The following is a 22,544-nucleotide window of genomic DNA, read 5'->3' as shown; positions in this document are numbered from 1 at the left end:
GGTGCGTGCATGGGAGATCTCGACATACGCCCCGCGACCGCCGAAGACCTTCCGGCGATCGTCGCGATGCTCGCCGACGATCCGCTCGGTGCCCAGCGCGAATCACCCGACGATCTGACGCCGTACCGGACCGCGCTGGAACGTCTCGCCGCCGACCCGAACCAGCATGTCGTCGTCGCCGTTCGTGAGAACCGCGTGATCGGGACCCTGCAACTCACGATCATCCCCGGCCTCTCGCACAAGGGAGCCACCCGCGCCCTCATCGAGGCCGTGCGCATCCACGCCGACGAACGGGGCAGCGGGCTGGGCGGCCGGCTGATCGAGTGGGCGATCGACACGTCCCGGCGGCTCGACTGCCAGATGGTGCAGCTGACCTCCGACAAGACGCGCACCGACGCCCACCGCTTCTATGAGCGGCTGGGCTTCACGGCCTCGCACGAGGGCTTTAAGCTCCGCCTGTGACCGCTGACCCGAAGGAACCCGAAGGGTCACCCGCCCCGACGGCACGGCGGCGCTGAGACCCACGCCGGGCCGCCGGAGCACCGGAACGCCGGAATGACCCAAGGGGTGTTTCACGTGAAACACCCACTCCGGACATGCACCGCCTAGCCGATCCCCCGCCACCCCTCGGGGTCCACACCACCGGGCACCGGGGCCCCGGGGTCGTACGGCTGCCGGGTGAACACAAACGAGCCGAGGTCGAGGTGGCTCACGGAACCGTCCGGGCGTCGTACCGGCCGCAACACCTCACCGGCGTAGTAGCCCTCCAGGCCGGACCAGGTGCCGTCGCCGTTCGCGCGGAAGCGGGCCCTACGGCCGCCGCCGCTCAGCGGTGCCAGCGCGAGAAGGCCGTCGGCGCCCGCACGCAGCCCGAAGGCGTGGGTACCCCAGTACCACTGCCCCACCAGCTCCAGAACCAGCGGATCGACTTCCCGCAGTGGCCGCCAGGGCTCCGGGATACGGGGCTCGGCCTCGGCGACGATCCGGACGAGGTCCGCTCCCACGGCGCCCAGCAGGGGTCCGCTGGTGCAGTTGGCGAGCACCACCGCGGCCACGTCGTCCTCCACACTGATGGTCAGGTTCGCCAGAAAGCCCGGCAGCGAACCGGAGTGCCCGACGAGCAGCCGGCCGTCACGGCGCTGGAGCTGCATGCCCAGGCCGTAGGTGACCCCGTCCACCACGTCCGCGGCCTCGGCCGGCGCCGCCGGGGTACGCATCTCCTGTACTGACCGCGCGCTCAGGACCCGGTCGTCCCCCCGCGCCAGGAACGCGGCGAACCGCGCCAAGTCCCCTGTGGTCGACCAGAGCTGGCCGGCCGGCGCCATCCGGCCCAGGTCCTCCATCGGCTCGGCCAGCATCGCATCGGCCCACGGGTGCACGGCCCAGCCGCCCGCGTGCGGTGGCTCGGGCTGTGCGCTCGTCCGGCGCAGGCCGAGCGGTGCCAGGATCTCGTCACGCAGCACCTCCTCCCAGGGAGCACCGCGCAACTCCTCCACCAGGGCGCCCAGCACGGTGTAACCGGGGTTGGAGTAATGGTGCCGCCGGCCGACGGGATGCAGCAGGGGCTGCTCCCCGAGGACGTCGCTCAGCTCGGGCCGCAGCGAACCGGGCGTCCGTTCCCACCAGGGCCCAGGCGATTCGGCCGGCAGCCCGGCCGTATGGGCCAGCAGGTCCGCGATCGTCGCCTCTCCCGCGCCTGTGCCCGGCAGATGCTTCTCCAGCGGATCGGCGAGATCAAGCAGGCCCTCGTCGCGCAGGCGCATCACCAGGACGGCGGTGAAGGTCTTGGTGATGGACCCGATCCGGTACTGCACGCTCTCGTCGGGTACCTGCCCCTCCACCGAGGAACGCGCCCCGTGCCACACGGCCTGGCCGTCCCGGACCACGGCGGCGACCAGCGACGGAGCCCGCCCGTCGGTCTGTGCCACGGCGATCCGGTGCAGCAGGGCACGCTGTGTGCCCGGGAGCAGCGCTTGCTGAGTTGTCGTCATGGGCCCAGTCCACCTGTTGCGGCGGCGGGCGTCGAATCCATTTGCCGTGGACCCGTGACGTGCGGGCGGATCAGGTCTGGGCCATGTCCACGAAACGGGAGTAGTGGCCCTGGAAGGCGACCGTGATCGTGGCGGTGGGGCCGTTTCGGTGCTTGGCGACGATCAGGTCGGCCTCGCCCGCGCGCGGCGACTCCTTCTCGTAGGCGTCCTCGCGGTGCAGCAGGATGACCATGTCGGCGTCCTGCTCGATGGAGCCGGACTCACGCAGGTCGGAGACCATCGGCTTCTTGTCGGTGCGCTGCTCCGGGCCACGGTTGAGCTGGGAGAGCGCGATGACCGGGATCTCCAGCTCCTTCGCGAGCAGCTTGAGGTTACGGGACATGTCCGAGACCTCCTGCTGACGGCTCTCGGCACGCTTGGAGCCACCGTTCTGCATCAGCTGGAGGTAGTCGATGACGACCAGCTTCAGGTCGTTGCGCTGCTTCAGGCGCCGGCACTTGGCCCGGATCTCCATCATCGACAGGTTCGGGGAGTCGTCGATGTACAGCGGCGCGGCCGACACGTCCGGCATGCGGCGGGCGAGCCGCGTCCAGTCCTCGTCGGTCATGGTGCCGGACCGCATGTGGTGGAGGGCGACTCGCGCCTCGGCGGACAGCAGACGCATCGCGATCTCGTTGCGGCCCATCTCGAGCGAGAAGATGACGCTCGGAAGGTTGTTCTTGATGGAGGCGGCCCGCGCGAAGTCCAGTGCGAGGGTCGACTTACCCATGGCGGGACGCGCCGCGATGACGATCATCTGACCGGGGTGGAGACCGTTCGTCAGCGAGTCGAAGTCGGTGAAGCCGGTGGGCACGCCCGTCATCTCGCCGCTGCGTGAGCCGATCGCCTCGATCTCGTCGAGGGCGCCTTCCATGATGTCGCCGAGCGGGAGGTAGTCCTCGCTGGTGCGCTGCTCGGTGACGGCGTAGATCTCGGCCTGGGCGCGGTTGACGATCTCGTCCACGTCTCCGTCGGCCGCGTATCCCATCTGCGTGATGCGTGTGCCGGCTTCGACCAAGCGGCGCAGGACCGCCCGTTCATGGACGATCTCCGCGTAGTACTCGGCATTGGCCGCCGTCGGTACGGTCTGGACGAGGCTGTGCAGATACGCGGCACCGCCGACCTTGTTGATCTCACCGCGCTTGGTGAGTTCGGCGGCGATGGTGATCGGGTCGGCCGGCTCACCCTTGGCGTAGATGTCCAGGATGGCCTGGTAGATCGTCTCGTGCGCGGGCTTGTAGAAGTCGTGGCCCTTGAGGATCTCCACGACGTCGGCGATGGCGTCCTTGGACAGCAGCATGCCGCCCAGCACGGACTGCTCGGCGTCCAGGTCCTGGGGCGGTACCCGCTCGAAGGAGGAGCCCGCGCCGTCCCAGCTCCCGCTGTCCCGGCCCCGGTCGTGCTGCTCGTCACGGCCCCGGCCGCCGTCACCGCGCCGACGGGAAGCCGGCAGACGATCACTGGGCCCGCTGTCGGCCCACGGATCGTCCAAGGGCTCGGAAATGCTCACCGAGCCACCTCCTCCCGTCCGCACGGCGGACCTCGCCGTGGCCTCTTTTGTACGGCACGACACTGACAAATAAGAGGCCCAACTCCGGTTCTGGCGCGTCGGATTTGTGACGGTTCCCGGGCCGGACGAAGGACGCGTGCCGGGCCGGGAGAAGGAGCGGGCGCCGGACAACGGTAGGCCCGTCGGCACCGTCAGCCAATCTGGTTATCCACAGGCCATGTGGACGACGGCCCCGATGCTGTGGAGAACTCGCCGAAACCTGTGCACGACCCGGTGGACAGCCCTGTGAACAAGCCCTCGATCTCGCTAGGAACAAGCTCTTGACCTGCACCTTTGCGATCCACTGGCTGTGCAGAAGAAAAACTTTCCCAGTCGAACCAAGATCGCTTCGAACGGTACCCGAAAGGACACGGCCCAAGACGTGAAGTAAGGACCCCTATCCGTTTGCATCACTTACCTGTGGACGATTAGATTGAAGCTCATGACCCAGGCTCCAGAGATACCCGAGGCCACCCGTCGGCGGCACGACAGAGAGATCGTCGCGCTGGCCGTTCCGGCCTTCGGTGCGCTGGTCGCCGAGCCTCTCTTCGTCATGGCGGACAGTGCGATCGTCGGCCACCTCGGCACCGCCCAGCTCGCCGGTCTCGGCGTCGCCTCGGCCCTCGTCACCACTGCCGTGAGCGTCTTCGTCTTCCTCGCCTATGCCACCACGGCCGCCGTGGCACGCCGTGTCGGCGCCGGCGATCTCCGTGCGGCGATCCGTCAGGGCATGGACGGGATCTGGCTGGCGCTGCTGCTCGGCACTGCCGTCATCTCGGTCGTCCTGCCCCTGGCTCCCGGCATCGTGGATCTCTTCGGCGCCTCCGCGACCGCGGCCCCCTACGCCACCACCTATCTGCGTGTCTCCGCGCTGGGCATCCCGGCCATGCTCGTCGTTCTGGCCGCGACCGGGGTACTGCGCGGCCTGCAGCGCACCAGGACCCCGCTCTTCGTCGCCGTTGGCGGTTTCGTCGCCAACGCCGGACTCAACGCGGGGCTCGTCTACGGTGCCGCCCTGGGGATCGCCGGTTCGGCATGGGGCACGGTCATCGCGCAGTGCGGCATGGCGGCTGTCTATCTGACGGTGGTCGTACGCGGGGCCCGCAGACACGGCGCTTCCCTCCGGCCGGACGCCGCCGGTATCAGGGCCTCGGCTCAGGCCGGCGTTCCCCTCCTGGTCCGCACGCTGTCCCTGCGAGCGATCCTCATGATCGCCACGGCGGTCGCGGCACGTCTCGGTGACGCCGACATCGCCGCGCACCAGATCCTTCTGTCCCTGTGGAGCCTGCTGTCCTTCGCGCTCGACGCGATCGCGATCGCCGGGCAGGCCATCATCGGACGCTACCTCGGCGCGGGCGACGCCCGTGGGGCACGCGAGGCCTGCCGCCGGATGGTCCAGTGGGGCATCGCCTCCGGTGTCGTGCTGGGACTGCTCGTGGTGGTAACGCGACCGCTCTTCCTGCCGCTGTTCACCAGCGACTCCGTAGTGAGGAACACCGCGCTGCCGGCCTTGCTGCTGGTGGCGATCTCCCAGCCCGTCTGCGGGATCGTGTACGTCCTGGACGGAGTCCTGATGGGCGCGGGTGACGGACCGTATTTGGCGGGGGCCATGGTCGTCACTCTGGCGGTGTTCGCCCCGGCGGCCCTGCTCGTTCCCACGCTCGGCGGCGGCCTGACCGCGCTCTGGGTGGCGATGACGTTGATGATGGCGATCCGCATGCTGACTCTGTGGCTGCGGAGCCGCTCGGGCCGCTGGATCGTGACGGGCGCGACCCGCTGACCGTTGCCCTGGAACTCCACCGACCGTTTCACCCGAGCCCCCACCGACCGTTTCACGTGAAACAGGCCGCTGCGACGACCCCTGACACTGCGGCGACGCCGGTCATGGCAAAGGGGCCGCACCCTTCATGGGTGCGGCCCCTTTCACCGGCTCAAGCGAGCGCGGCGATCACGCGGTGATCAGCCCGCGACGACCTCGATGTTGACCTTGGCGGCAACCTCGGGGTGCAGACGCACGGACGTCTCGTGGGCGCCCAGGGTCTTGATCGGAGCGGTCAGCTCAATGCGGCGCTTGTCGACCTCGGGGCCACCGGAAGCCTTGATCGCGGAGGCGATGTCGGCCGGGGTGACGGAACCGAAGAGACGACCGGCGTCGCCGGAGCGGACGGCCAGGCGGACCTTGACGCCCTCGAGCTGGGCCTTCACAGAGTTGGCCTGCTCGATGGTCTGGATCTCGTGGATCTTGCGAGCACGACGGATCTGCTCGACGTCCTTCTCGCCACCCTTGGTCCAGCGGATAGCGAACTTCCGCGGGATCAGGTAGTTGCGAGCGTAACCGTCCTTGACGTCGACGACGTCGCCCGCGGCACCGAGGCCGGAGACCTCGTGGGTGAGGATGATCTTCATGTGTCGGTCACCCTTCCCTTATCGCGCGGTGGAGGTGTAGGGCAGCAGCGCCATCTCACGGCTGTTCTTGACAGCCGTGGCGACGTCACGCTGGTGCTGCGTGCAGTTGCCGGTCACGCGGCGGGCACGGATCTTGCCGCGGTCGGAAATGAACTTCCGCAGCATGTTCGTGTCCTTGTAGTCCACGTACGTGACCTTGTCCTTGCAGAATGCGCAGACCTTCTTCTTCGGCTTGCGCACAGGCGGCTTCGCCATGATGTTTCTCCTGTGTGATCAAGAAGTTGGGGTACGACCCACCCTCGGCCCGAGGGCCTAGAAGGGGGGCTCGTCCGAGTAGCCGCCGCCACCGCTGCCACCGGAGCCTCCGCCCCAGCCGCCGCCACCCTGGTTACCACCGGCGGCGGGAGCACCGCCGGTCGCCCACGGGTCGTCGGCGGGAGCGCCGCCGCCCTGCTGGCCGCCGCCGGAGCCTCCGCCCCAGCCGCCGCCACCCTGGCCGCCACCGCCGCTGTAGCCGCCCTGGCCACCGCGCCCGCCACCGGCGGTCTTGGTGACCTTGGCCGTGGCGTTGCGCAGGCTGGGGCCGACTTCCTCGACGTCCAGCTCGTAGACCGTTCGCTTGACGCCCTCACGGTCCTCGTAGGACCGCTGCTTCAGCCGGCCCTGCACGATGACGCGCATGCCTCGCTGGAGCGACTCGGCGACGTTCTCCGCCGCCTGACGCCAGACCGAGCAGGTCAGGAAGAGGCTCTCGCCGTCCTTCCACTCGTTCGTCTGGCGGTCGAAGGTGCGGGGAGTGGACGCGACGCGGAACTTCGCGACCGCCGCACCGGACGGGGTGAAGCGCAGCTCGGGGTCATCGACAAGATTGCCGATGACCGTGATGACGGTCTCGCCTGCCATGGGGGAACCTCTCGGCGGGTTTGCTGCTGGCTGCTTGGTGCTGCTACTCGGATCCCCGAGCTCAGCTGAGCGGGAGAGCTCAGTGGGTCTCGGGGCGGAGGACCTTGGTCCGGAGGACCGACTCGTTCAGGTTCATCTGGCGGTCGAGCTCCTTGACGACCGCAGGCTCGGCCTGCAGGTCGATGACCGAGTAGATGCCCTCGGGCTTCTTCTTGATCTCGTAGGCGAGACGACGACGGCCCCAGGTGTCGACCTTCTCAACCTTGCCGCCGCCGTCACGGACGACGGACATGAAGTTCTCGATCAGCGGGGAGACAGCGCGCTCCTCGAGATCGGGGTCGAGGATGACCATCACTTCGTAGTGACGCATGTGGAACCCACCTCCTTTGGACTCAGCGGCCACGGTCGTTCCGTGGCAGGAGGGTTGTGATGCGTACGCAACGGTATCGGCCGCCACTGACAATCGGGTGACAACCGGGGTCTCCGAGGGACCCCGCGGTGTGACCTGAGCAGGTACGGGCAGACACCAGTGCAGACGGTACACACTACCCGCACACCCGCTTCCGGTTGAAATCCGGCCGACAAGACCGTCACCCTGTACACGTCGGGTGTGTACGGCGCTACTGAGCGCCGCTTCCGCAGGAGGTGCCCATGGCACAGGCAGTGCATCCCACCATCGCCGGATCCCTCTTCGCCACGGACGGCAAGGCCCGTCCGCTTCAGGACGCCCTGATGGCGATCACGCTCGTCCTCGGTCTGCTGTCCTTCATCACGTCCTTCTTCCACAGCCTGCACCTGCTGACCTCGTGGACAGGCCTGGTCGGACTGGCCGTCGGCGTCTACGGCCAGTGGATCTCGATCACCACACGGGAGCGGTTCGGCCTGATCCTGGGCCTCGGTGCCGCGGGGGTCGGCTTCCTGATCGGCATGGCCCACGGCGGGCTGTTCGGCGGCCTCGTCGGCTGACCCGGGGGCCCAACGCCCATACGCCCAGTCGGGGCGCCCGAAAGGCGCAGTAGGCTTCGCGCGAGAGCCGGAGCCCCTGTACCCATGGGGACACACCAGCCCGAGGAGCGCCCCGAATGAGCCTGACCCTGAGGACCATCAGCCGTGAGCAGCATCTGGCCTACATCCAGAGCCTGCCGTCGGCGAGCCACATGCAGGTCCCGGCCTGGGCAGATGTGAAGGCGGAGTGGCGTTCGGAGAGCTTGGGCTGGTTCGACGACCGTACCGGCGAGATGGTCGGTGCGGGCATGGTCCTCTACCGCCAGCTGCCCAAGATCAAGCGCTACCTCGCCTACCTGCCCGAGGGTCCGGTGATCAACTGGTACGCGCCGAACCTGGACGACTGGATCCAGCCGATGCTGGCGCACCTGAAGCAGCAGGGCGCCTTCTCGGTGAAGATGGGCCCGCCGGTGATCATCCGCCGCTGGAACGCGGACACGATCAAGAGGGGCATCCAGGACCCGGACGTCAAGCGGCTGCGTGACCTGGAGGCCGACTTCATCGAGCCGCGCGCCTTCGAGGTGGCCGACAAGCTGCGCCGCATGGGCTGGCAGCAGGGCGAGGACGGCGGTGCCGGCTTCGGCGACGTGCAGCCCCGCTACGTCTACCAGGTGCCGCTGGCGAACCGTTCCCTGGAAGAGGTCCACAAGAACTTCAACCAGCTGTGGCGGCGCAACATCAAGAAGGCCGAGAAGGCGGGCGTCGAGGTCGTCCAGGGCGGTTACCAGGACCTGGCCGAGTGGCAGCGGCTGTACGAGATCACGGCCGTCCGTGACCACTTCCGGCCCCGCCCGCTGTCGTACTTCCAGCGCATGTGGACGGCCCTCAACACCGAGGACCCCAACCGCATGCGGCTGTACTTCGCCCGGCACAACGGCGTGAACCTCTCCGCGGCGACGATGCTGATCGTCGGCGGCCACGTCTGGTACTCCTACGGCGCCTCCGACAACATCGGCCGCGAGGTCCGGCCGTCGAACGCGATGCAGTGGCGCATGCTGCGCGACGCCTACGCGCTCGGCGCCACCGTCTACGACCTGCGCGGCATCTCCGATTCCCTGGACGAGACCGACCACCTCTTCGGCCTGATCCAGTTCAAGGTCGGCACCGGCGGCCAGGCCGCCGAGTACCTCGGTGAATGGGATTTCCCGCTGAACAAGCTGCTCCACAAGGCGCTCGACATCTACATGTCGCGCCGCTGAGCCGCGCGGACGTTTGATTCCATAGCCTTCACAGCCCACACACCTCTGCTCACCGCAGCCACGAGAAAGGTTCCAGGTCCGGCCATGGCGCTCACGCTCTACGTCGACACCGCGCGCTGGCGGGCGCATCACAAGCACGTGCAGGAGCAGTTCCCGGGACTCGTCCCGGTCTGCAAGGGCAACGGCTACGGCTTCGGACACGAACGGCTGTCGGACGAGGCCACGCGGCTCGGTGCCGACCTGCTCGCCGTGGGCACCACGTACGAGGCCGCGCGCATCAAGGACTGGTTCAGCGGTGATCTGCTGGTGCTGACCCCCTTCCGGCGCGGCGAGGAGCCCGTGCCGCTGCCCGACCGGGTGGTGCGCTCGGTGTCGTCCATCGACGGCGTCTACGGCCTCGTGGGCGCCCGTGTCGTCATCGAGGTGATGTCCTCCATGAAGCGGCACGGCATCAGCGAGCAAGAACTGCCTCAGCTGCACCAGGCCATAGAGAACGTCCGGCTGGAGGGCTTCGCCATCCATCTGCCGCTGGACCGCACCGACGGCTCGGACGCCGTCGAGGAGGTCATCGGCTGGATGGAACGGCTCCGCATGAACCGGCTGCCGCTGCACACCATGTTCGTCAGCCACCTCAAGGCCGACGAACTCGTACGGCTCCAGCAGCAGTTCCCGCAGACCCGCTTCCGCGCCCGCATCGGCACGCGGCTGTGGCTGGGGGACCACGACGCCACCGAGTACCGCGGTGCCGTCCTGGACGTCACGCGCGTGACGAAGGGCGACCGGTTCGGTTACCGGCAGCAGAAGGCGGCCTCGGACGGCTTCCTGGTGGTCGTGGCGGGCGGTACGTCGCACGGGGTGGGCCTGGAGGCCCCGAAGGCCCTGCACGGCGTCATGCCGCGCGCCAAGGGCGTCGCCCGGGCCGGACTCGCCACGGTCAACCGGAACCTTTCTCCGTTCGTCTGGGGCGGCAAGCAGCGCTGGTTCGCCGAGCCGCCGCACATGCAGGTGTCGATCCTGTTCGTGCCCTCGGACGCTCCCGAGCCGAAGGTCGGCGACGAGCTGGTGGCGCATCTGCGGCACACCACCACCCAGTTCGACCGCCTCGTGGACCGCTGACCCCCTTCAGACAGCGAAAAGGCCGCATCCGGAGTGTCCGGATGCGGCCTTCTGCGTGCCGGGCCGGCCCGCCGGTCCGACGAGCCGGGGACCCTGTTCGCTCAGAGCGAACCCTCCTGGTGGGTCAGCGCCTCCGTCCGGCCCCAGTCCACCTGCGGCCCCTCGAAGTGGGCTGCGTGCCGCGGCGGATGGGCCGCCGCACCGAGGACGAACGCGTCCTCAGCGCCGTCGAGCACACCGCCCGAGGGATCGTCGTCGCCCAGGCGGCGCACCACGTCCCGATCCGGCATGAGGATGTCCCGTACGACCACGGCACAGAGGTACAGCGTGCCCACCAGATGCACCACGATCACCCAGTGGTAGCCCTGCGTCGGCAGGCCCTTGTGGGCATCTCCGCTGGTCGTGTAGGCGAGGTACATCCAGATGCCCAGGAAGTACGCGACCTCGCACGCCTGCCAGATCAGGAAGTCCCGCCACTTGGGACGGGCGAGAACCGCCAGCGGCACCAGCCACAGGACGTACTGCGGGGAGTAGACCTTGTTGGTGAGGACGAAGGCTGCCACCACCAGGAAGGCCAGCTGGGCGAAGCGGGGCCGGCGCGGGGCGGTGAACGTCAGCGCGGCGATGCCGAGGAAGCACAGCACCACCAGCACGGTGGCCGCGTTGTTCACGAAGTCGGTGGTGGGCGGGTTGCTGGAGTTCTGCGCCCAGACCAGCCAGAAGGAACCGAAGTCGACGCCACGCTCCTTGCTGAAGGTGTAGAACTTCGCCCAGCCCTCGCGGATGTGGAAGCCCGTCGCGTCGTGCGTGAGCATCACGGGCAGGTTCACCACGAGCCAGGCGCCTGCCGCGCCGCCCGCGGCCTGGAAGAACTCGCGCCACTTGCCGGCCCGCCAGCACAGCACCAGCAGCGGACCGAGCAGCAGGAAGGGATACAGCTTGGCGGCCGTGGCGAGCCCCAGGAGGACGCCGAAGGCGAGGGCCCGGCCCCGGGACCACATCAGCATCGCGGCGGCCGTGAGCGCCACCGCAAGCAGGTCCCAGTTGACCGTCGCGGTCAGCACGAAGGCGGGTGCCAGGGCGACCAGCAGGCCGTCCCAGGGGCGCCGGCGCTGGGTGCGGGCCACGCACACGGCGATGACGGCGGCGCACACCATCAGCAGCCCGGCGTTGACGAACCAGTACCACTGCTCCTGATGCTGGATGGAGCCGCTGTGCGGGGTCAGCCAGGAGGCCACCTCCATGAACACTCCGGTGAGCACCGGGTATTCGAGGTAATCCATGTCGCCGGGAAGCTTGTCGAAGTACGGCACGAGGTGATCGGCGAACCCGCGGCCCTGATAGAGATGCGGGATGTCCGAGTAGCAGGCATGCGTGTACTGGCTGCTCGCGCCGAAGAACCACGCACCGTCGTAACAGGGCGCCTTCTGGACCAGGCCGAGGGCGAACATGCCGATCGCCACCAACGCCACGACCCGTACGGGGGTCCACCAGGAGGTCCCGGGCAGGGCGCGCCGCCCCAGGGGACCGCCGATCAGCTCGCTGCCGGCGGCGGCGACCTCGTCCTCCCTGGTCGGCTGCACCGGTTCTGCCGTGGCGGGCCGCACGGGCTCGGGCTCGTGCACGCTCGCGGGCGTCTTCTCTGCACTGGGCATGGGGCACATCCTGCCGTACCCGTCTGGGAAAACGCCGAGGGCCGCCGCACCTCATCGGTGCGGCGGCCCATGTTTCACGTGAAACACCCCCGGCGGGCGATATGGTCTCCAAACCGGTCAGATCACCGGGCTAACCGTTCTGACCTGCGAAGATGCCACCATTGGTGCCGTTACCGTTGCCGTTCCCGTTGCCTCGAGTGGTCCCGGTTCCGGTTGATTCCGTGCCCGTGGGCGTCGGAACCGTTCCTCCGTCGGTGCCGCCCGTGTCCGTGCCTCCGGCCCCGTTGCTGTTGCCACCGCAGTCGTTGCCCCAGCCGAAGGTGCAGGACGCACTGGCCGACGGGGACGGCGTGGGGGTGGTCGGGCTCGGCGTCGGGCTCGGCGTGGCACTCGGCGTCGGGCTCGGCGTGAAGGTGACGCTCGGGGTCGGGGAGGGGGCGCCCGCCTCGTGCTGGACCGTGCCGATCTCGGTGGCCTTCGGGAAACCGAGGTCGTTCTGGCCCTTGAGCGCAGCCAGCATGTACTCGGTCCACACCTGCGTCGGGATGTCACCACCGTGGATGGAGTCCGCGCCCGCTGTGCCGTTCATGGACAGCAGCTTGTGGTTCTTGGGGTTCTCGCGGAACATCGCCACCGAGGTGGACAGCTGCTGGGTGTAGCCGACGAACCAGGCCGACTTGTTCTCGTCGGTGGTACCGGTCTTGCCCGCCGCCGTACGGCCGAGGGCCTGGGCCTTCTTGCCCGTACCGTTCTGGATGACGTTCTCCAGGACGTCCGTGACGTTGTTGGCGATGTTCGGGTCCATCGCCTCCTTGGGCGTCGGCTTCGGCTTGGTGAAACTGGGGGCGTCGGTGCCGTTGACCTTGACCGCGGTCACGGAGTACGGGTCCGTCTGCTGGCCGGATGCGGCGAAGGTCGCGTAGGCGTCGGCCATGCGGATCGCACTGGGCGTGGACGTACCGATGGCGAAGGACGGATTGAGGTCCTGCGACATGCTCTGGTCGAGGATGCCGGCCTGCCGGGCCACGTCCCGGACGTGCGTCATCCCCACATCGACACCGAGCTGCACGAACGGCGTGTTGACGGACTGCTCCATCGCCTTGCGCAGGGTGATGTATCCCCAGGGGTGATCGCTCTCGTTCTCCTGGTAGAAGTACGAGTTGTCCTTGTTGAGGTAGTACGTCCCATCCGGTTTCTGGACCTTGAGGTGGTCGTTGCCGTTGTACTTGCTCAGCGGAGACACCCCCTCGCCGTGGGAGTTGTACTTGCCGTACTCCATGGCGGCGGCGAGTACGAACGGCTTCCAGGTCGAACCCACGGGGACACCGGAGGTGTCGGCGTTGTTGGTGAAGTGCCCGTTCTCATAGCCGTCGCCGCCGTAGAGAGCAACGATCGCGCCGTCCTTGGGCTTGACCGACGCCGCACCGAACTGGACGTACTTGTCCAGCTCGCGGTGCTTCGGGTCGAGGTTCTCCTTCTGGACGTTCTTCACGGCCTTGGCCAGCGCATCGACCTTTTCCTTTCGGAAGGTCGTGTAGATCTGGTAGCCGCCGCGGTCGAACTGCGCCTCGGTGATGTCGGAGTGCGCGAGGACGTACTTCTTCGCCGTGTCGGCCAGGTAGCTGATCTGGCCGGTCATGCCCTTGGTCGCCTTGCGGCCGTCGGGCTTGGGGTACTTGGCGATGGCCTCCTGGTACTGAGCGTCGGAGAGATGATGGTCCTTGTGCATCTCGCCGAGGATCCAGGCCCAGCGGTCCTTGGAACGCTTCTCGTTGGCCTGCGGGCTCGCCGACTTGTCGAGGTCCTGGTTGCCCGCGGGGTCGTAGTACGTGGGGCCCTTCAGCAGCGCCGCGAGGACGGCGCACTCGCTCGGCTTGAGGTCGACCGCGTTCTTGCCGTAGTAGGTCTGCGCCGCGGCCTGGATGCCGTACGCGCCCCGGCCGAAGTACGAGGTGTTCAGGTACCCCTGCATGATCTGGTTCTTGTTGAGCTTCGCGCCCACCTTTATGGAGATGAACATCTCCTTGAACTTCCGGGTGACCGACTGCTCCTGGCTGAGGTACGTGTTCTTCACGTACTGCTGGGTGATCGTCGAACCGCCCTGCGTCTGGCCGCCTCGCGCCATGTTCACCATGGCCCGCGCGATGCCCATGGGGTCGACGCCCGAGTCCTTGTAGAAGGACTTGTTCTCGGCGGAGATCACCGCGAACTGCATCGCCCCGGGAATCTGGTCGATGCTGACGTTCTGCCGGTTGACGCCGGTGCCGGTGGCCACCATCTGTTTGCCGTCGGCCCAGTAGTAGACGTTGTTCTGGGACTTGGCCGCGTCGTTCTCGTTCGGGATCGAGACCATCGCGTAGCCGACGCCGACCATCACCACGAGGCTGCCGACGAAGCCGAGGAACAGCCCGCTGACCAGCTTCCAGGAGGGCACCCAGCGCTGCCAGCCGAACTTGCCGGCCCTCGGGTAGTCGATGAACCTCTTCTTGCCGGGTGCGGTGGTCGCGCGGCCCCTGCCGCGCCCCGGGCCGGTCGGCCCGCCCGGCCCGCCGCGCCGGCCACCAGGACTCGTATTCTCGGCCACCCTGCGGCGGCCGCCCTTCTGCGCGGCACGGCGGGCCTCGGCGCGGCCGCCATAGGAACGCTCCTCGCCTCCCGGGTCAGCAGACTCAGCCCCATGGGAAGGGGCCCCATAGGAGTCGGCAGGAGACCCGGTGTCGCCTCGCGGTGCCGCACGGCGACCGGAGGACGAGCCGGGCTGGCCGCGTCGGGCCGCGGCACGTCCGCCTCCCTGCGGCTGCGGCGGTTTGCGACGGTGCTCGCTCATCGAACGATTACTCCTCGGGCAGGCGCACCCGTGCGCGCCTGGAACGGCGGCTGATTTCCGGTCCCCCCGAAGTACGGATGTGGTCGGTTCCGCATTCACCCGTACTGCACCGGGGACGAGGACGCTCCCCAGGCGTCACACGGTTCCCGGCGGTGTCCATGCCGCACAGACTACGCACCGCCAAAACCCACCGAGCCCCGAAGTTCACCCCAAAACAGGCAACTTGCCTCCTACGAATCGGTGATGTGATCCCGTTCACCACCGTCCCCCTTGTCGCTCACGGTGGGGCGTTCTATCGTCGTGATGTATCGAACCGATACATCAGCGCGAGATAAAGTCGCTGACAGGCACTGCGAGACCTGCGGGATCCACCTGCGGGACCGAGAGGAGGCGACGATGAGCCGGCGCTCCGGCATCCTTGAGTTCGCCGTACTCGGCCTGCTGCGGGAGTCCCCGATGCACGGCTATGAGCTGCGCAAGCGACTCAACACGTCACTGGGTGTGTTCCGTGCGTTCAGTTACGGAACTCTGTATCCCTGCCTCAAGACGTTGGTCACCAACGGCTGGCTGGTCGAGGAACCCGGACACACCCACGACGACGCAGTCGCCGCCCCTCTCGCCGGCCGCCGCGCCAAGATCGTTTACCGGCTGACGGCGGAAGGCAAGGAGCACTTCGAGGAACTGCTCTCGCAGACCGGCCCGGACGCCTACGAGGACGAGCACTTCGCGGCACGGTTCGCCTTCTTCGGGCAGACCTCGCGCGATGTCCGCATGCGCGTCCTGGAGGGCCGGCGCAGCCGCCTGGAAGAGCGCCTGGAGAAGATGCGCGCCTCACTGGCGCGCACCCGGGAACGCCTCGACGACTACACGCTTGAGCTCCAGCGCCACGGAATGGAGTCCGTGGAGCGCGAAGTGCGCTGGCTGAACGAGCTCATCGAGAGCGAGCGGGCCGGCCGGGACCTTAGGGGTTCCGAGTCCGGGGGGTCCGCTCAGCAGGACACCACCACAGGATCGACGGGCGGCCTGCCCCGTCCCGGGGAAACCCCCCGGACGGATACGTCCGACGACACCGCCACGTGAGACCCAGTCAGGGCCTCACTCGTACACACAGGGAGCAACCGGAATGGGTTCGGTTCGCGTAGCCATCGTCGGCGTGGGCAACTGCGCGGCGTCGCTGGTGCAGGGAGTCGAGTACTACAAGGACGCCGACCCGGCGTCCAAGGTCCCCGGCCTGATGCACGTGCAGTTCGGTGACTACCACGTGCGCGACGTCGAGTTCGTCGCCGCGTTCGACGTCGACGCCAAGAAGGTCGGCCTCGACCTCGCGGACGCGATCGGCGCCTCCGAGAACAACACCATCAAGATCTGCGACGTGCCCAACACCGGTGTCACCGTCCAGCGCGGTCACACCCTCGACGGCCTCGGCAAGTACTACCGCCAGACCATCGAGGAGTCCGACGCCGAGCCGGTCGACATCGTCCAGATCCTGAAGGACAAGCAGGTCGACGTCCTGGTCTGCTACCTGCCCGTGGGCTCCGAGGACGCGGCGAAGTTCTACGCCCAGTGCGCCATCGACGCCAAGGTCGCGTTCGTCAACGCCCTCCCGGTCTTCATCGCCGGCACCAAGGAGTGGGCGGACAAGTTCACCGAGGCGGGCGTGCCGATCGTCGGTGACGACATCAAGTCCCAGGTCGGCGCCACCATCACGCACCGCGTCATGGCGAAGCTGTTCGAGGACCGTGGCGTCATCCTGGACCGCACGATGCAGCTGAACGTCGGCGGCAACATGGACTTCAAGAACATGCTCGAGCGCGAGCGCCTGGAGTCCAAGAAGATCTCCAAGACGCAGGCCGTCACCTCCCAGATCCCCGACCGGGACCTCGGCGAGAAGAACGTCCACATCGGCCCGTCCGACTACGTCGCCTGGCTGGACGACCGCAAGTGGGCCTACGTCCGCCTCGAGGGCCGTGCCTTCGGTGACGTCCCGCTGAACCTGGAGTACAAGCTCGAGGTCTGGGACTCCCCGAACTCCGCGGGTGTCATCATCGACGCCCTGCGCGCCGCGAAGATCGCCAAGGACCGCGGCATCGGCGGCCCGATCCTGTCGGCGTCCTCCTACTTCATGAAGTCCCCGCCGGTCCAGTACTTCGACGACGAGGCGCGCCAGAACGTCGAGAAGTTCATCAGCGGTGAGGTCGAGCGCTGACGCGCTGAGCACGCTCGCACGCGAACGCTCCTGCCAGGGCGGTGAAGGTCCCCGGGTCCCCCGACCCGGGGACCTTCCGCATATGTGAGGCTGTCGCCCATGCCCGTCGTACGTGACCTGCGCCTGCTGGTGCGCCTGCGGTACTTCCGGCGCCTGCTGTACGTCCGCCTCCTGTCCCAGGGTGCCGACGGCGTCTACCAGGTCGCGCTCGCCGCGTACGTCGTCTTCTCCCCGGAGAAACAGACCTCGGCCACCGCGATCGCCTCGGCGATGGCGGTCCTGTTGCTCCCCTACTCGCTGGTCGGTCCCTTCGCCGGCGTCCTGCTGGACCGCTGGCGACGCCGGCAGGTCTTCGTGTACGGCAATCTGCTGCGAGCCCTGCTGGCCGCGGCCACCGCCGCCCTGATGATCGGGCACGCCCCCGACTGGCTCTTCTACGTCTCCGCGCTGTGTGTCACGGCCGTCAACCGCTTCGTTCTCGCGGGGCTGTCCGCCGCCCTGCCCCGGGTCGTCGACGCCGAACGCCTGGTGGTGGCCAACTCACTCTCCCCGACAGCGGGCACACTCGCCGCGACCGCCGGCGGGGGCCTGGCCTTCGGCGTACGGATCCTGGCGTCCGACTCCGACGCGGTGGTGGTACTGCTCGGCGCCTTTCTTTACCTGTGCGCGAGTTTCGGCTCCCTGCGTCTTCCCCCCGCTCTCCTCGGACCCGACCGGTCCCCGGGCCGGCCCCATCTCGGCACTGCACTCGCCGAGACGGCACGCGAGCTGCTCGCGGCCGTCCGGCACCTGGCCGCGCCCCGGCGCAGGGAAGCGGCGTGGGCCCTGGCCGCGATGACGGTGATGCGCTTCTGTTACGGCGCCCTTCTCGTCCTGCTGCTCATGCTCTGCCGTTACGCCCTGTCCGACACCCCGGAAGAAGGGCTGCGGCTGCTCGGGCTGGTGCTGGCCCTGTCCGGGGCGGGGTTCTTCGCCGCGGCGCTGGTGACCCCGTGGGCGGTCGGGCGGCTCGGCCCCGGCCGCTGGATCATGGTGTGCTCCGGAGTGGCCATGGTGCTGGAACCCGCCTTGGGCCTTCCGTTCGCCACCGGGCCACTGATGGCCGCGGCCTTCGTCCTCGGCCTGATCACCCAGGGAGCGAAGATCGCCACGGACACGATCGTCCAGGCACGTGTCGAGGACGGCTTTCGCGGCCGGGTCTTCTCCGTGTACGACGTCCTCTTCAACGTCGCCTTCGTAGGTGCGGCAGGCGTGGCGGCGCTGATGCTTCCGCCGGACGGCCGCTCCCCGGTACTCGTGGTTCTCGTCGCCGTCGTCTATGGCGTGATCACCATGACCCTGGCCCGCTTCGAGCGACGGTGAGCCGGCGGCGGTCGCCCGTCGAGCGTCACCGATACAGACCGAGGGGGCGATGTTTCACGTGAAACATCGCCCCCTCGGTGTTCACTGTCCCGGCGGATGTTTCACGTGAAACACTCCACCGGATCCGGCTCAGCTCTGCGCGGCCCACCACTCCTTGAGAGCCGCCACCGCCGCGTCGTGCCCCATCGGGCCGTTTTCCAGGCGCAGCTCCAGCATGTGCTTGTACGCCTTGCCGACGGCCGGGCCCGGGCCGACTTCCAGGATCTCCATGATCTGGTTGCCGTCGAGGTCGGGCCGGATGGCGTCCAGCTCCTCCTGCTCCTTCAGCTGAGCGATGCGCTCCTCCAGACCGTCGTAGGCCCGGGACAGCGCAACCGCCTTCCGCTTGTTACGGGTGGTGCAGTCGGAGCGGGTCAGCTTGTGCAGGCGGTCCAGCAGCGGACCCGCGTCACGGACGTACCGGCGGACCGCCGAGTCCGTCCACTCGCCGGTGCCGTAGCCGTGGAAGCGCAGGTGCAGCTCGACCAGCCGCGAGACGTCCTTCACCAGCTCGTTGGAGTATTTCAGGGCGGTCATGCGCTTCTTGGTCATCTTCGCGCCGACCACCTCGTGGTGGTGGAAGGAAACCCGGCCGTCCGTCTCGAAGCGGCGTGTGGGCGGCTTGCCGATGTCGTGAAGCAGCGCGGCCAGCCGCAGGGTGAGGTCCGGGCCGTCCTGCTCCAGCTCGATGGCCTGCTCCAGGACGATCAGCGTGTGCTCGTAGACGTCCTTGTGCCGGTGGTGCTCGTCGCTCTCCAGGCGGAGCGCCGGCAGTTCGGGCAGGACATACCCGGCGAGCCCGGTGTCGACGAGCAGGGTGAGGCCCTTGCGCGGATGGGCGGACAGGAGCAGTTTGTTCAGCTCGTCCCGGACCCGCTCCGCCGAGACGATCTCGATGCGTCCGGCCATCTCGGTCATGGCGGTGACGACCTCGGGGGCGACCTCGAAGTCCAGCTGGGCGGCGAACCGGGCGGCCCGCATCATGCGCAGCGGATCGTCCGAGAAGGACTCCTCAGGAGTGCCCGGCGTCCGCAGCACACGCGCCGCGAGGTCCTCCAGGCCACCGTGCGGGTCGATGAACTCCTTCTCCGGCAGCGCCACGGCCATCGCGTTGACGGTGAAGTCGCGACGGGCCAGGTCCTCCTCGATGGAGTCGCCGTACGACACCTCCGGCTTGCGCGAGGTGCGGTCGTAGGCCTCCGACCGGTAGGTGGTGATCTCGATCTGGAAGAGCCAGTCGGTGTCTCCGACACGGGCGCCCTTCTGGGCGCCGACCGTACCGAAGGCGATCCCCACCTCCCAGACCGCGTCCGCCCATGGTCGGACGATCTTCAGGACGTCCTCGGGGCGGGCGTCGGTGGTGAAGTCCAGGTCATTGCCGAGCCTGCCGAGCAACGCGTCGCGGACCGAACCGCCGACCAGGGCGAGGGAGAACCCGGCCTCCTGGAATCGGCGGGCGAGGTCGTCGGCGACGGGGGCCACCCGCAGCAGCTCGGCGACCGCGCGCTGCTGCGCCTGGCTCAGGGCAGAGGGAGTGTCTTCGTTCGGGTTCGGCACAACAGAAGAGGGTACGTGCCCCGCGCCACCAGGGGCGCCCCCATCGATGTCCGCCGACGCCCGCACGGAAGCGGTCCGGACAGCTCCTCGCATACCCCCGCAAGCGCTGCTCTTGCGGCGTACGGCCGCTCTCCCCTCGATACTGGATATAGAGGACGGGATCACAGTTGTTCTTCGATCTTGTGAGGGAGACCGCGGCACTTCCGTTCAGCGCGCATCGTTACCATGCGTGGACGCACATTCCGACGACCACTGACGACGAGGGACGGGCGAGCGCGTGGCCGAGGCGGCTGACTTCCAGGGGACCAGTGCCTCACCTGCCCGCCGCCGGCTGCGGCGGGCCGGAGCACTTCTCGCGGGGGCGCCCCTGCTGGCCGGTGTACTCCAGCTGCCCGCTGCCGGCCCCGCGCAGGCCGCCGACTCCGACACGGTGTCCGTCTCCCTGGACTCGCTCAGCCCCAGCGCCCCCACGGACGGCGACACGCTGACCGTGTCCGGCACGGTGACCAACACCGGCAAGGAGACCGTCACCGGCGCCCACGTGGGCCTGCGGGTGGGCTCCCCGCTGACCACCCGCTCGGCCATCGACTCCGTGGCCCAGCACTCCGACGAAGCGCCGGGCGGCTCCGGCGCCGAGGTCGGCGGGAAGTACGAAGAGGACTTCGACAAGCTGGCCCCGGGTGTCGCCGAGCACTTCAGCATCGCCGTCCCCGTGGACAAACTCGACCTCGGCTCGGACGGCGTCTACGAGCTGGACGTCGCCCTGTCCGGCCAGACTCCCGCCCGCCGCTGGGACCAGCTCCTGGGCATCCGGCGGACCCTCCTGCCCTGGCAGCCGTCGGACGCCGACACCAAGACGAAGACGACGTTCCTGTGGCCGCTGCTCTCCGCGGTCCACATGTCGGCCAAGACGGGTGCGGGCGACCTGCAGACGCCGGAGTTCATGGACGACGACCTGGCCACGGAGCTGGCGCCCGGCGGCCGGCTGGCGCAGATGGTGGAGCTGGGCAAGGATCTCGACATCACGTGGGTGATCGACCCGGATCTGCTGGCCTCGGTCGACGCGATGGCGGTCGGCAACTACCGGATCCAGGGCGCCGGCGGCACCAGCACGCCCGGCTCACGGGAGCACCAGGCGATCGCCAAGCAGTGGCTGGCGTCCCTGCAGAAGGCGGTGGCCGGCAAGGAGGTCGTCGCGCTGCCCTTCGCCGACCCCGACCTGGCTTCGCTGGCCCACAACGGCACCCGGGTCACCGGTTCGCTCAGCCATCTCAAGGACGCCACCGACGTCGCCGCGACCACCGTCAAGACCGTGCTCCATGTCACCCCGAGCACCGACTTCGCCTGGCCGGTGAACGGCGCCGTGGACCCGTCGATCATGAAGGTCGCGACCTCCGCCGGCGCCGACCGGGTGATCGCCCGCAGCGACAGTCTCCAGGAGACCGCCGGGCTGTCGTACACGCCGTCCGCCGCCCGCCCGGTCGGCGGAGGCACCACGGCGGTGGTCGCCGACAAGCGGCTGTCGACGGCGTTCGAGGGCGACCTGACCAAGGCGGGCGCGGCCACTCTCGCCGTGCAGCGGTTCCTGGCCCAGAGCCTGCAGCTGAACACGCAGACGGACAAGCAGCGCAGCATCGTCGTCGCCCCGCAGCGCATGCCCACGGCGAGCCAGGCACAGGCGATGGCGGCGGCGCTGACGGCGCTCCAGGGCGGCACCTGGTCCCAGTCCCAGGACCTCACCGCGACGTCCAAGGACAAGCCCGACCCGAACGCCACCACGCGCATCCCGTCGTCGTCCGCCTACCCCGCCTCGCTGCGCCGGCAGGAGCTGCCGAGGACGGCCTTCGAGCAGATCGCCCGCACCCAGAACAAGCTCGACGGCTTCCGCGTGGTCCTCACCGACCAGTCCCGCGTGGTCACCCCGTTCGGCCGGGCCATAAACCGGGAGATGTCCGCGTCCTGGCGCGGCCGGAGCGGTGAGGCGGACAGCTACCGCGGGGACGTGGAGGCGTGGCTCGACGACCTGGCCGACCAGGTCAAGCTGATCGACAAGTCCGAGACCAAGCTCTCGGGCCGCAGCGCCACGATCCCGGTGACGGTCCAGAACAACCTCGTCCAGCCCGTCGGCCACCTGGTGCTGCGACTGGAGTCGACCATGCCGACCCGTCTGAAGATCGGCGGCAAGGCCTACTCCGAACAGCCCGTGGAGATCTCCGGCGGGCACAGCCAGTCGGTGAAGTTCACCACCTCGGCCAACGCCAACGGCCGGGTCGCGGTCATCGCCCAGCTGTACACCGAGGACGGCGTGCGGTACGGCGACCCGGTCAGCTTCGACGTGAAGGTCACCGAGGTCACGCCCACCGTGATGCTGGTCATCGGCGGTGGCGTCCTGCTCCTCGTCCTCGCCGGTTTCCGGATGTACACCCAGCGCAAGCGCGCCGCCGCCCGGCAGGCGGAGGACGACGGTCCCGGCACCGCGGGCGAGGGCCCGGACGAGCCCGGGAACCCCGGAGCGCCCGGGGACCGTCTCCCGGAGGAGTCCGACTCCGCCACCGGGGCAGGCGACCCGGAGCAGCCGAGTGACCCTGCGCCGGACACCGCACCGGAAAGCGCCGACCCGTCCGGGACGGGTGAGAGAGTGGACCGTTGAGCGATGTCGTGGCCGGTGGGCCCGGGACGATGAGGTGGGG

18 protein-coding genes are annotated in these 22,544 nt (G+C 68.7%); 9 read left to right on the top strand and 9 right to left on the bottom strand.

Annotation, left to right across the window (positions count from 1 at the left end; genetic code table 11):
• Positions 1–9 precede the first annotated feature (9 nt).
• Positions 10–462 (top strand): GNAT family N-acetyltransferase, encoded by a 453-nt coding sequence (locus AB0B40_RS09230; RefSeq protein WP_345058889.1) that lies wholly within the window; start codon positions 10–12, stop codon positions 460–462.
• Positions 463–605: 143 nt separating this feature from the next.
• Here AB0B40_RS09230 and AB0B40_RS09225 read toward each other — a convergent pair whose 3' ends face one another.
• Both AB0B40_RS09225 and dnaB read right to left on the bottom strand, forming a co-directional pair.
• Positions 606–1,991 carry a serine hydrolase domain-containing protein gene (locus AB0B40_RS09225; RefSeq protein ID WP_362263607.1) on the bottom strand — a complete coding sequence of 462 codons (1,386 nt, stop codon included), beginning with the start codon at positions 1,989–1,991 and terminating at the stop codon, positions 606–608.
• A gap of 70 nt (positions 1,992–2,061) precedes the next feature.
• Entirely contained in the window at positions 2,062–3,540 is a 1,479-nt protein-coding gene (gene dnaB / locus AB0B40_RS09220) for a replicative DNA helicase (protein ID WP_345058893.1), read from the bottom strand.
• 481 nt (positions 3,541–4,021) lie between these two features.
• On the opposite strand from dnaB, the gene AB0B40_RS09215 reads away from it, so the two are divergent.
• Complete coding sequence (locus tag AB0B40_RS09215; protein ID WP_362263606.1) at positions 4,022–5,359, top strand: MATE family efflux transporter; 1,338 nt, start codon at positions 4,022–4,024, stop codon at positions 5,357–5,359.
• A gap of 179 nt (positions 5,360–5,538) precedes the next feature.
• On the opposite strand, the gene rplI is transcribed toward AB0B40_RS09215, so the two are convergent.
• The 4 genes from rplI to rpsF form a co-directional block, all read right to left on the bottom strand.
• Positions 5,539–5,985, bottom strand: a complete 447-nt coding sequence (rplI, locus tag AB0B40_RS09210; RefSeq protein WP_345058897.1) for a 50S ribosomal protein L9 — start codon at positions 5,983–5,985, stop codon at positions 5,539–5,541.
• A gap of 18 nt (positions 5,986–6,003) precedes the next feature.
• Entirely contained in the window at positions 6,004–6,240 is a 237-nt protein-coding gene (gene rpsR, locus AB0B40_RS09205; RefSeq protein WP_003949403.1) for a 30S ribosomal protein S18, read from the bottom strand.
• 57 nt (positions 6,241–6,297) lie between these two features.
• The gene (locus AB0B40_RS09200; protein ID WP_345058900.1) at positions 6,298–6,888 is read right to left on the bottom strand and encodes a single-stranded DNA-binding protein; all 591 of its coding nucleotides are present in this window, start codon (positions 6,886–6,888) and stop codon (positions 6,298–6,300) included.
• 79 nt (positions 6,889–6,967) lie between these two features.
• On the bottom strand, positions 6,968–7,258 hold the full coding sequence (gene rpsF, locus AB0B40_RS09195) for a 30S ribosomal protein S6 (RefSeq protein WP_070028831.1): 291 nt from the start codon (positions 7,256–7,258) through the stop codon (positions 6,968–6,970).
• A gap of 281 nt (positions 7,259–7,539) precedes the next feature.
• Here rpsF and AB0B40_RS09190 point away from each other — a divergent pair, with 281 nt between their 5' ends.
• The 3 genes from AB0B40_RS09190 to AB0B40_RS09180 all read left to right on the top strand — a co-directional run bounded on the left by AB0B40_RS09190 (position 7,540) and on the right by AB0B40_RS09180 (position 10,208).
• Positions 7,540–7,854, top strand: a complete 315-nt coding sequence (locus AB0B40_RS09190; protein ID WP_362263605.1) for a hypothetical protein — start codon at positions 7,540–7,542, stop codon at positions 7,852–7,854.
• Between the two features lie 116 nt (positions 7,855–7,970).
• A complete protein-coding gene (locus AB0B40_RS09185) occupies positions 7,971–9,092 on the top strand; it encodes a peptidoglycan bridge formation glycyltransferase FemA/FemB family protein (RefSeq protein ID WP_345058905.1) in 1,122 nt (373 codons plus the stop codon).
• 84 nt (positions 9,093–9,176) lie between these two features.
• A complete protein-coding gene (locus AB0B40_RS09180; RefSeq protein ID WP_345058907.1) occupies positions 9,177–10,208 on the top strand; it encodes an alanine racemase in 1,032 nt (343 codons plus the stop codon).
• Between the two features lie 101 nt (positions 10,209–10,309).
• Here AB0B40_RS09180 and AB0B40_RS09175 read toward each other — a convergent pair whose 3' ends face one another.
• Both AB0B40_RS09175 and AB0B40_RS09170 read right to left on the bottom strand, forming a co-directional pair.
• Positions 10,310–11,863 (bottom strand): glycosyltransferase 87 family protein, encoded by a 1,554-nt coding sequence (locus AB0B40_RS09175; protein WP_345058909.1) that lies wholly within the window; start codon positions 11,861–11,863, stop codon positions 10,310–10,312.
• A gap of 130 nt (positions 11,864–11,993) precedes the next feature.
• Complete coding sequence (locus AB0B40_RS09170; RefSeq protein WP_362263616.1) at positions 11,994–14,297, bottom strand: transglycosylase domain-containing protein; 2,304 nt, start codon at positions 14,295–14,297, stop codon at positions 11,994–11,996.
• A gap of 789 nt (positions 14,298–15,086) precedes the next feature.
• Here AB0B40_RS09170 and AB0B40_RS09165 point away from each other — a divergent pair.
• The 3 genes from AB0B40_RS09165 (at position 15,087) to AB0B40_RS09155 (ending at position 18,258) form a co-directional block, all read left to right on the top strand.
• On the top strand, positions 15,087–15,770 hold the full coding sequence (locus AB0B40_RS09165; RefSeq protein ID WP_345058911.1) for a helix-turn-helix transcriptional regulator: 684 nt from the start codon (positions 15,087–15,089) through the stop codon (positions 15,768–15,770).
• Positions 15,771–15,813: 43 nt separating this feature from the next.
• A complete protein-coding gene (locus tag AB0B40_RS09160) occupies positions 15,814–16,896 on the top strand; it encodes an inositol-3-phosphate synthase (protein WP_345058913.1) in 1,083 nt (360 codons plus the stop codon).
• A gap of 99 nt (positions 16,897–16,995) precedes the next feature.
• Positions 16,996–18,258: an MFS transporter gene (locus AB0B40_RS09155; RefSeq protein WP_362263604.1), complete on the top strand. Its 1,263-nt coding sequence runs from the start codon at positions 16,996–16,998 to the stop codon at positions 18,256–18,258.
• A gap of 129 nt (positions 18,259–18,387) precedes the next feature.
• Here AB0B40_RS09155 and AB0B40_RS09150 read toward each other — a convergent pair whose 3' ends face one another.
• Positions 18,388–19,854: a CCA tRNA nucleotidyltransferase gene (locus AB0B40_RS09150; RefSeq protein ID WP_345058917.1), complete on the bottom strand. Its 1,467-nt coding sequence runs from the start codon at positions 19,852–19,854 to the stop codon at positions 18,388–18,390.
• Between the two features lie 277 nt (positions 19,855–20,131).
• Between AB0B40_RS09150 and AB0B40_RS09145 the strand changes: the two genes are divergently transcribed.
• Complete coding sequence (locus tag AB0B40_RS09145) at positions 20,132–22,504, top strand: DUF6049 family protein (RefSeq protein ID WP_345058919.1); 2,373 nt, start codon at positions 20,132–20,134, stop codon at positions 22,502–22,504.
• Positions 22,505–22,544 lie beyond the last annotated feature (40 nt).

This window comes from Streptomyces sp. NPDC042638 (genome assembly GCF_040647235.1).
GTDB lineage: Bacteria > Actinomycetota > Actinomycetes > Streptomycetales > Streptomycetaceae > Streptomyces > Streptomyces rameus.
This window is presented reverse-complemented; position numbering and strand designations above follow the sequence as displayed.